The sequence below is a fragment of the Nocardia pseudovaccinii genome, from assembly GCF_050942345.1.
In the GTDB taxonomy this organism is placed as follows: Bacteria; Actinomycetota; Actinomycetes; order Mycobacteriales; family Mycobacteriaceae; genus Nocardia; species Nocardia pseudovaccinii.
In genome coordinates, this window is record NZ_CP192074.1 from 1,987,719 (window position 1) to 2,004,562 (window position 16,844).

Here is a 16,844-nt window from a genome sequence, read left to right on the forward strand (position 1 = left end):
TGACAAAGTGGATAGACTCCCGGCCGAGGGTCGGGCAAGAGAGTCGAGGTTCGCTTTGAGGAAGCCCTATCGTCCGAACGTGCGAGTGTGGGTCGCCGCATTCGCGCTGAGTTGTGCCGGTGTGGATGCGTCGGCCGCCATGGCCGAGCCCCAGCCGGGTGCGGTCGCGGCATGCGCGCAGGCCCAGTCGGCGACGGCCGTGCCCGCCGGTCTGCCGGTGCTCGACTGGTCGGAGAACGTGGGGTACGACGCGCAGGGCAGCCTGTGGGTATCGCGGCTGTACCGCAATGAGGTGCAGCGCTACGACAGCGCGGGCCGGTTGACCGCGACGGTGCCGGTCGAATTCCCGGGCGCGATTCGGCTCGGCCCGGACGGACTGCTCTATGTCGTCTTCGGCGTATCACCGACGAGCGTGGTGCGTCCAGGTGGCGTGTTGCGCTTCGACCCCAACGATCCAAGGCCAGCGGTATTCGCCTCCGGATTCACCATGCCAAACGGTGCCGCCTTCGATACGCAGGGCAACCTGTACGTCGCCTCCAGCCTCGGCGTGATCCGGATCCGTCCGGACGGCGGCGTCGACGCGGACTGGACCGCGCGGGCGAAGTACACCGGCGCCAATGGGATTGTGGTGCGGGATGGTTCGATCTACCTGAGCATGAACGGCAATCCGCTCGGCCGGATCGTGCGCTTCCCGATCGATGACCCGGACCGCGTCGCCGTGATCGCCGACTTGACGGTGTCACCCGGAATTCCGGATTTCGCAGACGACTTGGTCATCGATGACGCGGGTGTGCTCTACGTGACCACCTTGACCGGCCAGTTGGTTCGGGTCGATCCGAGCGCGAATACCGCATGCGCGGTGCTGACCGGCGAACCGATGACATCGGTGGTCGCCGTGCCCGGCCGTTCCGACGAACTCATCGCCGGTACCGAGAGCGGTACGATCCTGCGGATCCGCTTGCCGCACTGAGCGAATCTGTCAGTCCTCGACGAGTTCGGGGGGCGCGGCCTGACGCCAGGAATCCAGCAGGATGTCGCACAGCTCGTCGATATCTTCCACGGCGGACAGCCGGGCCCGGACCCAGGACGAGGAGGCCTCGTGCGGCGGGACCCAGAACTTGTCCGGCTCGGCGGCGATGAGTTCTGCGCGATCGTGTCGGGGGCAGCGGATGGCGAACGAGGTCTGATCGTCAGGGATGGTGACGAACATTTTGCCCGCCACATCGAAGGTGGGATGGTTCCAGCGTTCCTTCTCCACAGTTTTGGGAAAGGACAACGCGATGCGGCGCACGTCGTCGGCGTCGAGCACGGTTCAGCCTCCGGTTCGGAAATCGGACTCCTATCGTGCACATCGCTTCGTCGGCCATCAAGTGACGGCGTCGGTTATGCGGGACGCGATCGTGCGCAACCGCTCCACCAGGACGGGCGGCTCGTGGACTCGGAAGTCCGCGCCGAGTTCGATCAGGCGGTATGCCAACCAGGTCGGGTCGTCGTCGCGGGTGGCGTCCAGTCGGCAGGAGTCGTCGTCGATGGGTGCGATATCGCCGGGGGAGTCGCCGAGACGGCCCGCGACCCGGCCGATCGGGGCCTGGATCGTCACGCGGACGCGGAAGGACGGCGTGCCCCAATCGGTTCGGCGACCCGCCACATAGGCGGCCGGATCCGCCGCGGGTAGCGCTCGCGGGCTATAGCGGGCTCCGGTGGGCTGCGGTCGGTCGATGCGATCGACTCGGAAGATGCGCCAGTCGTCGCGGTCCACATCGTGGCCGACGAGATACCAGCGGCGCCGTGACGGCACCAGCCCGACCGGTTCGACATGGCGACGGGTTTCGGCACCGGATTCGCCCCGATACGCGAAACGTACCCGCTCCCTGTTGGTTACGGCCGCGGCCAGCGCGGTCAGCACCTCGGGATCGACCGCCGGGGCGTCGTCGGTGTGCGGCATCAGGGCGGTGCCGAGCACCCGCACCCTGCGGCGCAATTTGGTGGGCAACACCTGTTCCAGCTTGGCCAGTGCGCGGACCGAGGCCTCCTCGATGCCGACGATGGCCGATCCGGCGGCGGCGCGCAGCCCCACCGCGATGGCGACCGCCTCATCGTCATCGACCAGCAGCGGCGGCATCGCGGTACCGGCGACGAGCCGGTAACCGCCCGTCGCGCCCATTGTCGCCTCGACCGGATAACCGAGTTCGCGCAGCCGGTCGATATCGCGGCGTACGGTGCGGTCGGTGACGCCGAGCCGATCGGCGAGTTCGCTGCCCGGCCATTCCCGTGGTGTCTGCAACAGGGAGAGCAGCCGCAGCAGGCGGGCGGGGGTGTCGTTCATGATTTTCAGGATTCCAGATAACTAGGACTTGGATTGTCCTAGTTGGCTCCTAACGTAGTTGCCGTACCCAAGAGCTAGGAGGAAACCCGATGAACGAGATTCGCCCCTTCCGCATCGACATTCCGCAGGCCGATATCGACGATCTGATCGACCGGCTGGCCCGCACCCGCTGGTCGGCGCAACTGCCGGGCAAGGGCTGGGAGCGCGGTGTCCCGGTCGACTATCTGCGGGAGCTGGCGGAGTACTGGCGAACCGGATTCGACTGGCGGGCACAGGAGGCGGCGTTGAACGAGTTCCCCCAGTTCGTCACCGAAATCGACGGCCTGGACGTGCATTTCCTGCATGTGCGTTCGCCCGAACCGGATGCGTTGCCGCTGATCCTGACCCACGGCTGGCCCAATTCGTTCGTCGAATTCACCAAAACCATTGGTCTGCTGGCCGATCCGCGCGCCCACGGACTCGATCCGGCGGAGGCGTTCCACGTGGTGGTCCCGTCGGTGCCCGGTTTCGTATTCTCCGAGGGGCCGAAGGAGACCGGGATGACGGTGCGTCGGGTGGCGCAGATGTGGGCCGAGCTGATGGACCGGCTCGGCTACCAGCGCTATGGCACCCAGGGCGGCGATCTCGGGGCCTACGTGGCACCCGAAATCGCCCGTATCGCACCGGATCGCGTGGTAGGTGTGCATATCGATGGCGGTATCGGCATGCCGACCGAGGCCGACGTGCCGACCATGACGCCGGAGGAACGCGCGGAATGGGATCAGATGCAGGGCTGGATGTCGGGCGGAGTGAACCACCACGTGCTATTGCGTGCCGCGCCACAGACTTTCGCGCATGCCTGGACTGATTCGCCGGTGGGCCTGCTCGCCTGGCTGATGCAGAAATTCAACGAGTTCACTCCGTTGGCCGAACTGGCCGAGGACGTCATGGACCGCGATCATCTGCTGACCAACATCAGCCTGTACTGGTTCACCAACACCGCGGGGACGTCGTCCTGGCCGATGTACAACGGACTCGGCGACGGCGGATTCGTCTGGCCTACCGGCCAAAAGGCGGTACCGACGGGCGTCTATGCGGGCGGTTCCGCACTCATGCTGCGGCTCGCCGAGCGCGACAACACCATCGCGCACTGGCCCGAAGGCAATACCGGAAACCACTTCGTGCCGATGGAACTGCCGGATATGCACGTCGCCGATATCCGGGCGTTCTTCGGCAAGGTGGCTTGAGCGATCAGTTGTTCTGGTGCGCGATTTCGTCCCGTGATACGGAGTCCGCGTGGTTCGGGACGGCGGGCGCCACCGGTTCCTGAGTCGAGGCGGGCTGTGCCGGTGCCGGTGCGGCGCCCTCGGGCGCCGGTGCCGGCGGCAGCACCGGACGATCTGGAACGTAGAACGTCCCGACCGTCGGCGTCATCAGGCAGTGCGCGAACGGGTAGTCGATCATGCCCCACATGGAGGCGATGACCGTGCCGGGACCACTGGTCACGGTCTTCGACAGCGTCGGCGTGTTGTATTCGGTCCGGTCGTCGAGCGTGGTGAGGCCGCTCGCACCGGTATTGACGTTCAGCCAGGCCACGACGAGCCCGGAGGACAGCGGTGCGCCCGAATGCGCGGGCGTCGCGCTGAACCGCAGGGTGCCGGGCAGCGGGTCCGCGGCGCCATTGGGGTTGGAGCCGTCGGTGGAGGCCGCCGCGATGATCGTGGTGACCGGGCCGATGCTGCCGCAGCCGAAGGTCGGCGCGGCATAGGCGAACGGGGTGAAGGCGGCCGAGACATTGCGCAGCTCGGCGATATCCACCAGCTTCGTGAACTGGCTGAGCGCGCCGACGCCCGCCTGTGCGGCCGGATCGGATCCGGCGTCGGTGGTGAGCTGTTCGAGTCCGGTATCGACGGTGGATGGCTCGGCGACCGCCGTACCGGTGAGGGCCAGGACCGCGCCGATGCCGAGAGAGGTCACTGCCGCGGCGGCGCGTGCGATGGATCTGCCGTTCACTCGTTCTCCTCGATACCGAACACCGGGATAGCCCCGCCCCACGTGCAGCAACGTACCAGTTCGTCGCTTACGCCGCCCAGGGACTCACAACCAACCGCACCGGCCGCTGAGGCCGACTCGCGACACATACCCGATCCGCCCTTGTGACCCACTCGACAGTGAGAGATTACCGGGGGGTAGGTTTGACGCGGACGTACGAGACACACCGGGAGATGTGTATGAAACTAAGTCTGACGCCCGACGAGGTGGGCTTCCGCGACGAGCTGCGGAACTTCTACCGGACCGAGATCCCCGCAGACATCCGTGACCGCGTCAAATACGGCCACGAACTGTCCCGCGAGGACATCGTCACTTCGCACAAGATCCTCAACGACAACCGTCTGGCCGTGCCGAACTGGCCGGTCGCCTGGGGCGGCAAGGACTGGACGCCGATTCAGCGCCATATCTGGCAGGACGAAATGCAGCTGGCCTCGGTGCCCGAGCCGCTGACGTTCAACGCCCAGATGGTCGGCCCGGTGATCGCGCAATTCGGCTCGCAGGAGATCAAGGAGCGCTTCCTGCCGCCGACGGCCGCGCTGGATATCTGGTGGTGTCAGGGCTTCTCCGAGCCCGACGCCGGATCCGATCTGGCCTCGCTGCGCACCACCGCGGTGCGCGACGGTGACTCCTACATCGTCAACGGCCAGAAGATCTGGACCACGCTCGGCCAGTACGCGGACTGGATCTTCTGCCTTGTCCGCACCGATCCGAACGCACCGAAGAAGCAGGCGGGCATTTCCTTCCTGCTGTTCGATGTGAAGTCTCCCGGCGTCACCATTCGCCCGATCAAGCTGATCGACGGTGGTTACGAGGTCAACGAGGTCTTCTTCGAGAATGTGCGGGTGCCCGCCGATCAGCTGGTCGGCGAGGAGAACCAGGGCTGGAGCTACGCGAAATTCCTGCTCGGCAACGAGCGCACCGGCATCACCGGTGTCGGTCGTACCAAGGTCAAGCTCTGCGTCGCGAAGGATTACGCGCGCCAGACCAAGTCGGGTTCGGGCACCCTGCTCGAGGATCCGGTCTTCGCCGCGCGCATCGCCGAACTGGAGAACGAACTGCTCGCACTGGAACTGACCCAGTTGCGCGTGGTCTCGAACTCCTCGGACGGTAAGCCGAATCCGGCCTCGTCGGTGCTCAAGCTGCGCGGTTCCGAACTGCAGCAGGCCACGACCGAGCTGCTGCTCGATATCGCGGGCCAGGACGCACTCCCGGTCGACGCCGACGATATCGCCTCGCCCGGTTGGGCACAGCGCAGCGGCCCCAGCTATCTGAACTACCGCAAGACCACCATCTACGGAGGCTCCAGCGAGGTGCAGCGCACCATCATCGCCTCCACGATCCTCGGATTGTGAGGCGCCGCCATGGATTTCGAACTCACCGATGAACAGGTCATGCTGCGGGACACGGTTCGCGACCTGCTCGCCCGCAACTACGATCCCGAGACCCGCCTGAAGGTCACCGACACCGAACTCGGCTGGAGCCGCGATGTCTGGAACCAGCTGGCCGAACTCGGCGTGCTCGGCCTGAGCTTCACGGAGGAGGACGGCGGCGTCGGCGCCGGTCCGGTGGAGACCATGGTCGTGCTCGAGGAGATCGGGCGCAGACTCGCACCCGAACCGCTGCTGGATGCGGTGCTGGTGCCGGGCGGCCTGGTCGCGCGGGTCGGCAGTGCCGAACAGCGGCAGCGGATTCTGCCCGAGGTGACCGGTGGCACCAAACTGCTGGCGTTCGCGCATGCCGAGCCCGGCGTGCGCTGGCCGTCCACCGAACTCGCGACCACCGCTGTGCAGCAGGGGGATTCGTGGGTGCTGACGGGTCTGAAGAATCCGGTTCCGCACGGCGACAGCGCCGATGAGCTCGTGGTCAGCGCGGTGCTGCCGACCGGCGGCATCGGATTGTTCCTGGTGGATGCCGCCGGGGTGCAGCGCAAGGCGTACCGGACGCTCGACGGTCAGCGCGGCGCGCAGATCGAATTCGACAACGTCCCAGGCGAATTGCTCGGTGACAATATCGACGCCGCCGAGGCGGTGCAGATCACGATCGGGCACGCCCAGGCCGCGCTGTGCGCGGAGTCCATCGGTGCGATGGAGGAGGCGCTGCGGCTGACGACGGATTATCTGAAGACGCGCAAGCAGTTCGGCGTCACGCTGTCGAAGTTCCAGACGCTGACTCAGCGGGCGGCGAATATGTACGTCTCGCTGGAACTGGCACGCAGCATGAGCCTCTACGCGAATGCGTCGCTGGCCGATGGCGCCGACGACCCTGTCGTCGCGTCGCGGGCTCGGCTGCAGGTCGGCCGGTCGGCTCGGCATATCGGCCAGGAGGCGATCCAGATGCACGGCGGCATCGGCGTCACCGCGGAGTATCCGGTGAGCCATTATGTCGCACGGCTCACCGCGATCGAGCGCACGCTCGGCGGCGGGCTGGAGCATCTGCGGGTGCTCAGTGCGCAGATCGGTGACTACGACCTGCCGGAGCTGTAGGGTCCGGTAGTTCCGAACGGCGGCGCGTACGAGGTACGCGCCGCCGTTTTGCTATTCGTCGTCGCTGAGGCCCGGCGAGGTGGCCGTCGGCACGCGGCGCGTCGTCGGCGGCTCTTCGATGGTCGGGTCGACGGCAGGACGCGGCTGGGTGGTCGGCGGCAGCTCGATCTCGGTGGTGAAAGCGGGTGACGGTACGGCTGTCGGGGCGGCGAACGACGGGGAGCTCTGTGGCCCTCGCGTCGTGGATTCCGGCAGGGCCGACGGTGGAACGGTGAAATCGACCGACTTGCGTGGCGGTCCCGGGCGCGCGACCTGCCAGCTCGGCGACGGCGGGATGAACACCTTCGGCGCCGCCGAGGTGCTGGTGCCGTAGCGCACGGCCGGGACGGCGTCGTCATTGGCGGATTTGATCGGCGGAGGTGCGACGTAGGTGTCGTGCTTGCCGATTCCGCAGGCGCCGATGAGAACGAGTCCGAGAGAGACCGCGCCCGCGGCGATTACCGGACCGGCGATCTTGGCCCTGCTGCTCTCCATCGGTAACACTCCTCGTCCGTTCGAGTGAGCTCACAATAATCGAGGCCGGTCGACCCGGCCAGACGAGCGCACGCTTGCGCACGTGCGGTGCCAGCGTGAATTAAACAGTGGTGACTCAGATATCGAATTGATCTCTTCGGCGTGTCGCGGGCACGTGTCGTGGTCGAACCCCGTTCCGGGGCCGTAGCGTGTGTGATCAAAGTTACGCGTGAGACGCCAGTACCTAGATGAGAGACGCGCGGTGGAAACCGGGCGACGGCAATACTCTGATCGGCGTCATCGAGGAGTTGATGATGGGAGCTTACTCGACAACTCCGTTGCGAGCCTCCGCCACGGCCGACGAATCGGCCGCCCCGGAAACTTCGCAGCAAGTCGTGTCGAACCCGCCAGTGCGCACCCTGTCCACGATTTTGTCGCGGATAACGGCCTGGCTGATTTTCATCGGCGGCATCGTCGGAGCCGTGCTCGGCATCGCCGGACTGCACGTCGAAATCACTGTCGCCGGACTGATTCTGGCGTGCACAGCTGGTCTGGTGCTGTTGAAGCTACGCGCGGATCGAACCAGCTGAACCGTGCCGCGGCGGCGCGGAAAATCGAGAGCGCGCAGGGCTTTCGGGCTCTAGCGTAATTCGGCATGAGGATCGAGATCACCGCCGATGCCGCACGGTTCCGGTCGCTGACCGAGCCGTTTCTGCGACGTGATCCGTTGCGGCACACGGTGATCACCACGGGCATCGCCAATCACGTGACGGGCATGCAGGTCGATGCCGACCGCTCGCGGTTCCTGTCCGTCCACGACGACGACGCGACGGTGATCGGCGTTGCCATGCGTGCGGCCGGACGCGGGGTGTATCTCGGTGAGTTGCCCGAGGGAAGTGTTGTGCCCGCTGCCGATGCGATGGCCGAGGTCGCCGCGGATGCGGGCGGGGTCGAGGGCGCGACCGCGGATGCCACCGAATTCGCCGAGCGCTGGGGCAAACGGCACGGTGTCGGCTACCGGGAGGTGTACACGACCCGCCTCTACCGGCTCGCGGACCTGAACTTTCCGAAGGCCGCCGGATCGGCCCGTCGCGCAACCGATTCCGATGTCGGGCTGTGCGTCGAATGGGCCGAAGCAATGCGCCTCGAATCCGGTATGCCGCCGCCGGCCCTGACCGCCATCGCCATCCGGAACCGGATCGCGACCGGTCGCTGGTGGCTGTGGGAACGCGACGGCGAGCCCGTCTCCCTTGCCGCGCACCAGGTCCCGGTCTTCGGCTGGTCGCGAATCGGCCCCGTCTACACCCCACCCGCCCACCGCGGCAACGGCTACGCTGGCATCCTCACCGCCCACCTATCCCGCACCCTGCGCTGGAACAACCTGAACGTCTGCCTCTTCGCCGACATCGCCAACTCCACCGCGAACCACATCTACCGCACCATCGGCTTCGAACCCGTCCGCGATTTCGTGCATTACCAATTCACCTCGGCCGCAACCGCACTGAGCGAGTAGCTGGCATAGGCATTGGTGACCTCGCAGAGGCTGTGGCTTTTGCGAGGTACGCACGGCCTGGGCGGCGGTCAGGGGGCGGGGGTGACCCATTCGAAGGCGGAGGCTTTGGAGCGGGTGCCTTCGGCGGTGCGGGAGCGGTTGGGTTCGCCGAGGTCGGCGAGCAGGGATTCGGTGAGGGTTACCAGGGTGGCCAGGATCGGTGGGGTGAACCAGGTGGGGCGGGTGGCGAAGAGGATGTCTTCGGTGGAGGTGTTGCCGCTGGCGCCGGGGGCGAACGGGCAGCCGCCGAGGCCGCCGAGGGAGCCGTCGACCATGGTTGCTCCGGCCTGCAGGGCGGCGAGGGTGTTGGCGACGCCCATGCCCCAGGTGTCGTGACCGTGGAAGACGATGCGGCGGTGCGGGGTTCGGTCGCGCACGGCCGAGATCAGCTCCGATACCTGGGTCGGGTGGGCCTGGCCGAGGGTGTCGGCGATGACGATGTCGGAAGCGCCCTCGGTGCGCGGGTCGTTGGCAATGGCCAGAACTCGCTCGGGATCGACGGGACCGTCGAAGGGGCAGGTGAAGCTGGTGGCGAGGCAGAGCTGGATTTCGCCGCCCGACTCCCGCGCCAACCGGACGGCATCCGGCATCGCGGCGACACTGTCCTCGGTGCTGCGGCCGATATTGGCCTTGTTGTGCGCGTCCGATGCGGAGAAGCAGTACTGGAAATTGCGCACGCCGGCAGCGGCGGCCTTCTCCACATGGCGCGGCGTGGCCACCCAGATCCAACAGTGTTGCAGCTCTTCGGGACTCAACGCGGCAATGAGTTCCATGGTGTTGGCCATCGGCGGCACCAGATCGGGACGCGCCATCGACCCGATCTCCAGTGCGGGCACGCCCACTGCCAGCAGCTGGCGCACGATATCCACCTTGCGCTCGACCGGCAGCACCTTTCCGGTCAACTGCAGCCCGTCGCGCAAGGTCACATCGCGTAGCATCACTCCTCCTCCGGGGCATCCCGGGTCGGCGGCGCCTGACGCACATGCATCGGCACGCACATCACCCCGCCGCAGGGCTTTTCATTCGTGGCCGGGGTGGGATGCACCGTCGGGCGCGCGTGTCCGGGCGCACTCACTTCGCGTGCACCGCGCCCCGGCGGTCGACGCCTGCCGTATACCCGTCGCGTCATACCGCCTCCACTCCATCGATACCGGCGCGCATCACGCCTCCAATCCGGCGATATCGGCATCACTCATTCCGAGCAGTTCCGACAGCACCTCTCGCGTGTGCTCACCCAGGTCCGGTCCGACATTGCGGATCGGCAGGGACTTTTCACCGATCACCGGCACGATGCCGGGAAAGCCGACCGTCTTCGGTTGCGGCGCACCGACATCCACCGGGAACGGCTGAATCATATTGCGCGCCTTGTATTGCTCGTCGTCGACGATATCGGCGGCGGTGCAGATGGGGCCGCACGGAATGGCCGCCGCCTCCAACAGTTTCAGCGCCTCGTCGCGAGTGTGCCGCACGGTCCATTCGGCAATGGACGCGTCGAGCCGTTCGCGATTGCGCCAGCGTCCGGCGTTGTCCCGCAGTTCCGGATCCGCGGCCAGATCGGGACGGCCGATCACCTCCATGTAGCGCTGGAAGATGGCATCCCCATTGCCGCCGATGATGATGCTCGCACCGTCGCTGGTCGGGTAGGCATTGCTCGGCGCGATGCCTTCCATCCGCCCGCCGACCCGCTCGCGATTGATGCCGTAGGCGAGATAGTCGGGCACCAGCGATTCCATCACCGACAGGATCGCCTCGTTCAGCGCCACATCGATGACGCGTTCCCCCAGCGGGATCGACTCGTTGGTGCGTTGCCGCTGGAACAGCGCCATCACTGTGCCGAACGCCGCGTAGATCCCCGCGATCGAATCACCGATGGACACGCCGACCCGCACCGGCGGCCGATCCGGATCACCGACGAGTTCGCGCAGCCCGCCGACCGCCTCGGCGACCGCGGCGAAACCGGGGCGCGCGGCCAGCGGCCCGGTCTGCCCATAAGCCGAGATCCGTGTGATCACCAGATCCGGATTGACTTCGTTCAGCACCTCCGGACCGAGGCCCCACTTCTCGAGCATGCCCGGCCGGAAATTCTCCAGCAGCACATCGCAGTGCCGGAGCAGATCCAGGACGATGCCCCGGCCTGCCTCGGTGCGCAGATCCAGCGTGATCGACTTCTTGTTCCGGTTGATGGTGCGGTACAGCATCGAGGTATCGCCGCTGTAGAGTCGCCAGTTGCGCAGCTCGTCGCCGACCTTCGGGCGCTCCACTTTGATGACCTCGGCACCGAAATCGCCCAGGATGCGACCAGCGGTCGGCGCGGCGATGTAATTGCCGAGTTCCAGGACGCGAACCCCGTCCAGCGGGCTGATACTCATGGCATCAGTCTGTACTATCGTGCCGCCCGGCAACGGCCCGACCTCGTACCTCGGCGTATGCCGAGACCGCAACCGCACGGCCCCTCAACTGCCGCAGCACAATCGGCGTACTGCGGCAGCCGTGCGATCGTCGTCACACTTCCGGCGGGGAAACTTCCTCGATGATCGAATAGTGCTCGGCATTGCCGTGGCGCGAGGTGCTCGCGGCGCCGTCGATGCCGACCGGGATATCTCCGGCGAGAGTGATCCGGGTCAGCTTGCGCGGCTGGTTGTCGTAGTCGTCGACGGCGTAGTGCTGGGTGGCGCGGTTGTCCCAAATGGCGACGTCACCGGGCTGCCAGTTCCAGCGGGTGGTGTTCTCCAGCCGGGTCACCCGGTCCTGGAACAGGCGGAAAAGGGCCTGGGACTCGCTGGTGGAGACCCCGACAAAGCGCTTGACGAAGTGCCCGACCAGCAGGGCGCGCTCAGCTGTCTCCGGGTGCACCCGCACCACCGGGTGCTCGGTCTCGTAGTAGTCGGACTGGAATTCGGCACGGTAGGCGTCGGTATTCGCGTTGCTCCGGTTGACGTCTGTGGCGGCGTAGTCGTAGAGGTTGGTGTGCACCGCCCGCAGGCTCTCGGCCAGGCGCTTGAGCGGCTCCGGCAGCGAATCGTAGGCGGCGACGGTAGAGGCCCAGGTAGTGGAGCCGCCGTAGATCGGCAGGGTGACCGCGCGCAGGATGGAGGCCTTCGGGATCCGGTCGACGAAGGTGACGTCGGTGTGCCAGCTATTGGCGCGGCCGTACTCCGAGTCGATGGCCAGGCTCTTGACGCCGTGCGAGGTGACCGTGGGATGCGGGGTGGTCGGGGTGCCGAGCAGTTGCGCGAATTCGTACTGTCCGTCCTCGGTCAAATGGTCCTGGCCGCGGAAGAAGATGACCTTGTGCTCGAGCAACGCGCGCCGGATCACCGCGACGGTTGCCGCGTCCACATCGCCGCCGAGCCGGACATTGTCGACCTGGGCGCCGATGCGAGCGCCGATTTTGGTCACGGTGGCGGTTGTCTGGGCGTAGTCGACCGTCATGAGATCACCTTCGCTGGGTTGAATCGGTTGATGCTCCTGGAGCACATCACCGAAACACCCACGCCGACCAGTGTTTTCGTCGCCATGATCGCAACGCCACGCCCCGCCGGGTGGAGTTATATGGCGTGTCGCAGAGCCCGCCATTCGACCTGTGGTTGCGTTCTCGAGCGTTTGTCGACGGTAGTCAAATGGCGATTGCCGATGGCGTTTCCGGCCATTACCCCCGGTGAGCTGTTCGGTTGGGTTTGCTGACACCTGGACGGAGGCGGCGGATGCGGGAGGGTCAGCCGACGTGCTCCCGCAGGTACGCCAGATCCTCGGCAACCCCTTCGCCGGGCGTTTCCAGAACAACCGGGGCATCCGCCGTCCGGCACACCTCGGCGAGCAACTCCGGATCGATCGTTCCGTCCGCGAAGTTGGCATGACGGTCCGCGCCCGAATTGAATTCGTCGCGGGAGGAGTTCAGGTGCACCAGGTCGATGCGGCCGGTGATGGCCTTGATCCGCTCGACGACGCCTACGAGATCCTCACCACCCGCCCAGGCGTGGCAGGTGTCCAGGCAGAAGCCCGCGCCGAAATCGCCGACCGCGTCCCAGAGCCGGGCGATCGAATCGAAATGCCGGGCCATGGCGTGGTTGCCGCCCGCGGTGTTCTCGATCAGGATCGGCACCGCGAAGCCGCCCTTGTCCTGCTGACGCTCGAACAGCTTGCGCCAGTTATCGATTCCGGTCTCCAGTTCACCGTCGGAGCGGACATGTCCGCCGTGCACCACCAGACCGAACGCGCCGATATCGGCGGCGGCCTTCGCCTGCTGTGCGACCGCGTTGCGCGACGGCATGCGCAGGCGATTGTTCAGGCTCGCCACATTGATCTGATAGGACGAGTGCACCACCACATCGATCGGACTGGCGAGGATCTCCTCGGTCCGCGGATGCGGGGTCGGTTTGTCCCAACTCTGCGGGTCGACGACGAACAGTTGGATGACATCGGCGCCGAGTTTCTCACCGAAGCCGATCGGATCGCTGTCGAGCCGGACGTGTGCTCCAATGCGCATGGGGCCGAGCCTAACGAGTGCCACCGACAACGTCTTCGCCCACCGCAACGAACATGTTGCGTCCGGGCCGTGCGAACAGATACATCGGTAGGATCCAGGTGCTCGACCCGATACGGGGGGTGAATCCACTGTGCTGCGAACTGGCGATGTTTTCGCTGGATACACGATCAAACGTGTGCTCGGCCAGGGCGGTATGGGCACCGTCTACCTGGCCCAGCATCCGCGCCTTCCGCGCCTGACCGCGCTGAAATTGTTGAAGCGCGAGCTGTATACCGATGCCGAGATCCGGCACCGCTTCGAGCGAGAGGCCGATCTGGTCGCTCAGCTCGACCATCCGAATATCGTCACCGTCTACGACCGCGGCGCCGAGGATCAGCAGCTGTGGATCTCGATGCAGTTCGTGCCTGGCGCGGATGCGTCCTGCGCGGATGTCAATGTGCTCGCGCCGGGTCGCGCGGTGCAGATCGTCGTCGATACCGCGGCCGCGCTGGATTTCGCACACGGCAACGGCGTACTGCACCGCGATGTGAAACCGGCCAATATCTTGCTGGCCAAGGCGCCGATCGGGCAGCCGGAACGGGTGCTGCTCACCGACTTCGGCATCGCGGGCATGCGTGACGGCGAGTCCACGCTGAGTTCGGCCGGAACCATTACCGCCACACTGGCATACGCCGCGCCGGAACAACTGACCGGTACGCCGGACTACCTGGCCGACCAGTATTCACTGGCCTGCTCGCTGTTCTGGATGCTGACCGGTGTCGGGCCGTTTCAAGGGGCGAATCCCATGGCCGTCATCAACGGGCATCTGTATGGGGCGATACCGTCGCTGCGCCGGTATCGCCCCGACGTGCCGCCCGCGCTGGATGCGGTGCTGGCGCGGGCCATGGCCAAACGGCCCGCGGACCGATTCGGCAGCTGCACCGAATTCGCCGTGGCGGCTCGGCGGGCGCTGGTGTCGTCCGCGCCGCACCCGCCTCGAGCGAACGGTCCGTATCGCCCGCCGACGGGGATGGGCCCCGAATCGCGTCCCAGCACCGAACCTCCTCGCGATACCGGTCCGGCCCGAAATCCGGTGCCGTCCGGAAACGCGGTGCCTCCCAACACTTCCGAGCGGGTCGGCAGCAGCAGAACCGCCCGGCCGACCGAGCCGCCCGGCCGCGGTGCCCCCGAGTCACCGAGAACGTCCCAGCCGCGCCTGCCGCTGCCGCCGCGCCGTTCGCCGCGACCCGGCACCATCGCCCTGCCCGATATCCCACGTCGCCCCGGCAGAACGCCGCCCGGACCCACGCCGCGCCCTCCGCCATAGCCGGAAACGACGTCGATACCGATAAGTCGACGATAACCAGGGCTTAAGCGAATCCTGCTAAGGTTTCGATGTTTTCCGTGGTCAGGAGGTCCTGATCGCGCATTCTTATGCTGTACGCGCGTTCATCGGTGGGTCCCGGTGGGCGGCGGGAAGTGGAGCAGACATGCTGGCCAGCGGTGACGTATTCGCCGGTTATGTCATCGATCGGCAATTGGGTCGCGGTGGCATGGGTTCGGTGTACCTGGCAAAACATCCGCGACTGCCGCGGATGACGGCGCTGAAGCTGCTGAATCGAGAGATGTTCTTCGATAAGGAGGTGCGGGCGCGGTTCGAGCGGGAGGCGGATCTGGTCGCCCAGCTCGATCACCCGAATATCGTCACCGTCTACGACCGCGGCCTCGAGGACGAGCAGCTGTGGATCTCGATGCAGTACATCGATGGCATCGATGCCGCATCGGTCGATCCCAAGTCGCTGCCGCCGGAGCGCGCGGTCCAGATCGTCAAGGAGACCGCCGATGCGCTCGACTACGCGCACGGCATGGGCGTACTGCACCGTGATGTGAAGCCCGCGAATATCCTGCTGGCCCGCTCCGGCGGAGGGCGCGGTGAGCGGGTCTACCTGACCGACTTCGGTATCGCGCGGCTGCGCGACGACACCGGCCACCTCACCCAGACCGGCACCTTCACCGCGACTCTGGCCTATGCCTCGCCCGAACAGCTGACCGGTGCTTCGCTCGATCACCGCTCGGACCAGTATTCGCTGGCCTGCTCGCTGTTCTGGCTGTTCACCGGGTCCGGTCCGTTCGCCGCGACCAATCCGGCGGCGGTGATCCAGGGACATCTGCAGGGCACGCCTCCGGCATTGAGCAGCGTCCGTCCCGGACTGCCCTTCCAATTGGACGGGGTGCTGGCGAAGGCGATGGCCAAGCGACCCGATGAGCGGTTCGCCTCGTGCTCGGAGTTCGCGCAAGCCGCCAAGCAGGCATTCGCCAATCCGAGCGTCCCGGCGATGCCGGTGGTCGGCCCGCGTCCGGGTACCGGACCGGCGATTCCGGTGACGGGTGCACCGCGGCCGGTCACCGGGCAGCCGATGCCCGTGACCGGTACGCCGCATCCGGTGACGAACGGTCCGTACCCGCAGACCGCCGGACCATATCCGCAGACCAGCGGCCCGTACCCGCAGACGAGCGCACCGCACACCGTGCAGCCGCAGCCGTTGGCGCCGACGACCGTCAATCCCGCTGCGCAGGGCACCCCGCGTCCGCAGCCGGTGCAGACCGCGCCGACCCAACAGCAACCGCATCCGAGCAATCCCTACAACCAGCAGCCGCTCGGATTCGCACCCCGGCCGCCGATGAGCGGGCCGCGCCCGCCCGCACCGCCGCAGCGCAAATCGAATGTCGGGCTGATCGTCGCGCTGTGCGTCGGTCTGGTGATCCTGTTGGTGATCGTGCTCGTGATCATCGGCGTGGTATCGAATGGTGGTTCGTCGAACTCCGGTGGCGGCAGCACGACGACCTCGTCGAGTTACTCCACCGGCGGCAGCGGCTCGATGGATGCGACCGCGGCCGCGATCAGCAAGGAGTTCCCGCGCATGGTGCCCGCCAGCGAATCCGATTCGGTCGGCTACAACGGCGCGAAATGCAATGCCCACAAGACCGGCGACCTGACGCTGCCCACGCCGGGCACGCCGGACTTCGGTGCCTGGGCCGCGCAGTGGGATTGCTACGGCGGCGGTGACAACGACGACCCGTTCTACACGATCTACGTCTACAAGAATGCCTCCGATGTGCAGAAGGCGCTGAGCAACCTGCCTTCGGACGCCACCAAGTCGACCGACACCAACGGCGGCAAAACCTACACCAACTACAAGTTCGTCAACGACGGGCCGAAGATCGTCACCGCGTTCACCGGCGACAGCAAGCGCGCCCAATTCCTCATGTACGCCGACGGTTTGGCGGGTGCTCAGGACAAGGTCCTGCGCTGGTGGCGCTCGGCCCCACTGAACTGAGAGCCGAACCGGGCGCGGAAAATGGCTCGCGCCCGGTTCCACTCGGCCCGTACAGTTCTGCGCATGTTCGGCCACACCATCGCTCTGGAGTCCGCGGTCGCGGACGCGATGGCGGCTGCCCTGGCAGCGTTCGCAG

General features: G+C 66.5%; 16 protein-coding genes. 8 read left to right on the forward strand and 8 right to left on the reverse strand.

All coding sequences use genetic code 11. The features are described 5' to 3' along the window. Window positions 1-79: 79 nt before the first annotated feature. Window positions 80-970 carry an SMP-30/gluconolactonase/LRE family protein gene (locus tag ACQPZ2_RS08970; RefSeq protein WP_433525122.1) on the forward strand — a complete coding sequence of 297 codons (891 nt, stop codon included), beginning with the start codon at window positions 80-82 and terminating at the stop codon, window positions 968-970. A gap of 9 nt (window positions 971-979) precedes the next feature. On the opposite strand, the gene ACQPZ2_RS08975 is transcribed toward ACQPZ2_RS08970, so the two are convergent. Both ACQPZ2_RS08975 and ACQPZ2_RS08980 read right to left on the reverse strand, forming a co-directional pair. Further along, the gene (locus ACQPZ2_RS08975; protein ID WP_433525123.1) at window positions 980-1,309 is read right to left on the reverse strand and encodes an MmcQ/YjbR family DNA-binding protein; all 330 of its coding nucleotides are present in this window, start codon (window positions 1,307-1,309) and stop codon (window positions 980-982) included. A 57-nt stretch (window positions 1,310-1,366) separates the two neighbouring features. Further along, the gene (locus tag ACQPZ2_RS08980; protein WP_433525124.1) at window positions 1,367-2,326 is read right to left on the reverse strand and encodes a helix-turn-helix transcriptional regulator; all 960 of its coding nucleotides are present in this window, start codon (window positions 2,324-2,326) and stop codon (window positions 1,367-1,369) included. 89 nt (window positions 2,327-2,415) lie between these two features. Here ACQPZ2_RS08980 and ACQPZ2_RS08985 point away from each other — a divergent pair, with 89 nt between their 5' ends. Next, the gene (locus ACQPZ2_RS08985; protein ID WP_433525125.1) at window positions 2,416-3,552 is read left to right on the forward strand and encodes an epoxide hydrolase family protein; all 1,137 of its coding nucleotides are present in this window, start codon (window positions 2,416-2,418) and stop codon (window positions 3,550-3,552) included. Window positions 3,553-3,556: 4 nt separating this feature from the next. Here ACQPZ2_RS08985 and ACQPZ2_RS08990 read toward each other — a convergent pair whose 3' ends face one another. Beyond that, a complete protein-coding gene (locus ACQPZ2_RS08990; RefSeq protein WP_433525126.1) occupies window positions 3,557-4,318 on the reverse strand; it encodes a hypothetical protein in 762 nt (253 codons plus the stop codon). Between the two features lie 218 nt (window positions 4,319-4,536). On the opposite strand from ACQPZ2_RS08990, the gene ACQPZ2_RS08995 reads away from it, so the two are divergent. Continuing rightward, on the forward strand, window positions 4,537-5,709 hold the full coding sequence (locus tag ACQPZ2_RS08995; RefSeq protein ID WP_433525127.1) for an acyl-CoA dehydrogenase family protein: 1,173 nt from the start codon (window positions 4,537-4,539) through the stop codon (window positions 5,707-5,709). Between the two features lie 9 nt (window positions 5,710-5,718). Next, a complete protein-coding gene (locus ACQPZ2_RS09000; RefSeq protein ID WP_433525128.1) occupies window positions 5,719-6,840 on the forward strand; it encodes an acyl-CoA dehydrogenase family protein in 1,122 nt (373 codons plus the stop codon). 51 nt (window positions 6,841-6,891) lie between these two features. Here ACQPZ2_RS09000 and ACQPZ2_RS09005 read toward each other — a convergent pair whose 3' ends face one another. Continuing rightward, window positions 6,892-7,374: a hypothetical protein gene (locus tag ACQPZ2_RS09005; protein WP_433525129.1), complete on the reverse strand. Its 483-nt coding sequence runs from the start codon at window positions 7,372-7,374 to the stop codon at window positions 6,892-6,894. A gap of 227 nt (window positions 7,375-7,601) precedes the next feature. Between ACQPZ2_RS09005 and ACQPZ2_RS09010 the strand changes: the two genes are divergently transcribed. Further along, on the forward strand, window positions 7,602-7,943 hold the full coding sequence (locus ACQPZ2_RS09010; protein WP_433525130.1) for a hypothetical protein: 342 nt from the start codon (window positions 7,602-7,604) through the stop codon (window positions 7,941-7,943). A gap of 65 nt (window positions 7,944-8,008) precedes the next feature. Beyond that, a complete protein-coding gene (locus ACQPZ2_RS09015) occupies window positions 8,009-8,866 on the forward strand; it encodes a GNAT family N-acetyltransferase (RefSeq protein WP_433525131.1) in 858 nt (285 codons plus the stop codon). A gap of 68 nt (window positions 8,867-8,934) precedes the next feature. On the opposite strand, the gene ACQPZ2_RS09020 is transcribed toward ACQPZ2_RS09015, so the two are convergent. From ACQPZ2_RS09020 to ACQPZ2_RS09035, 4 genes are all read right to left on the reverse strand, one after another. Beyond that, window positions 8,935-9,843 (reverse strand): hydroxymethylglutaryl-CoA lyase, encoded by a 909-nt coding sequence (locus ACQPZ2_RS09020; RefSeq protein WP_433525132.1) that lies wholly within the window; start codon window positions 9,841-9,843, stop codon window positions 8,935-8,937. Window positions 9,844-10,065: 222 nt separating this feature from the next. After that, a complete protein-coding gene (locus tag ACQPZ2_RS09025) occupies window positions 10,066-11,274 on the reverse strand; it encodes a CaiB/BaiF CoA transferase family protein (protein ID WP_433525133.1) in 1,209 nt (402 codons plus the stop codon). A gap of 133 nt (window positions 11,275-11,407) precedes the next feature. Beyond that, complete coding sequence (locus ACQPZ2_RS09030; RefSeq protein ID WP_433525134.1) at window positions 11,408-12,337, reverse strand: TauD/TfdA dioxygenase family protein; 930 nt, start codon at window positions 12,335-12,337, stop codon at window positions 11,408-11,410. A 283-nt stretch (window positions 12,338-12,620) separates the two neighbouring features. Beyond that, the gene (locus ACQPZ2_RS09035) at window positions 12,621-13,391 is read right to left on the reverse strand and encodes a deoxyribonuclease IV (RefSeq protein ID WP_040695028.1); all 771 of its coding nucleotides are present in this window, start codon (window positions 13,389-13,391) and stop codon (window positions 12,621-12,623) included. A 130-nt stretch (window positions 13,392-13,521) separates the two neighbouring features. On the opposite strand from ACQPZ2_RS09035, the gene ACQPZ2_RS09040 reads away from it, so the two are divergent. After that, a complete protein-coding gene (locus ACQPZ2_RS09040; protein ID WP_433525135.1) occupies window positions 13,522-14,697 on the forward strand; it encodes a protein kinase domain-containing protein in 1,176 nt (391 codons plus the stop codon). Between the two features lie 163 nt (window positions 14,698-14,860). Continuing rightward, the gene (locus ACQPZ2_RS09045; RefSeq protein ID WP_433525136.1) at window positions 14,861-16,708 is read left to right on the forward strand and encodes a protein kinase domain-containing protein; all 1,848 of its coding nucleotides are present in this window, start codon (window positions 14,861-14,863) and stop codon (window positions 16,706-16,708) included. Window positions 16,709-16,844: the final 136 nt, after the last annotated feature.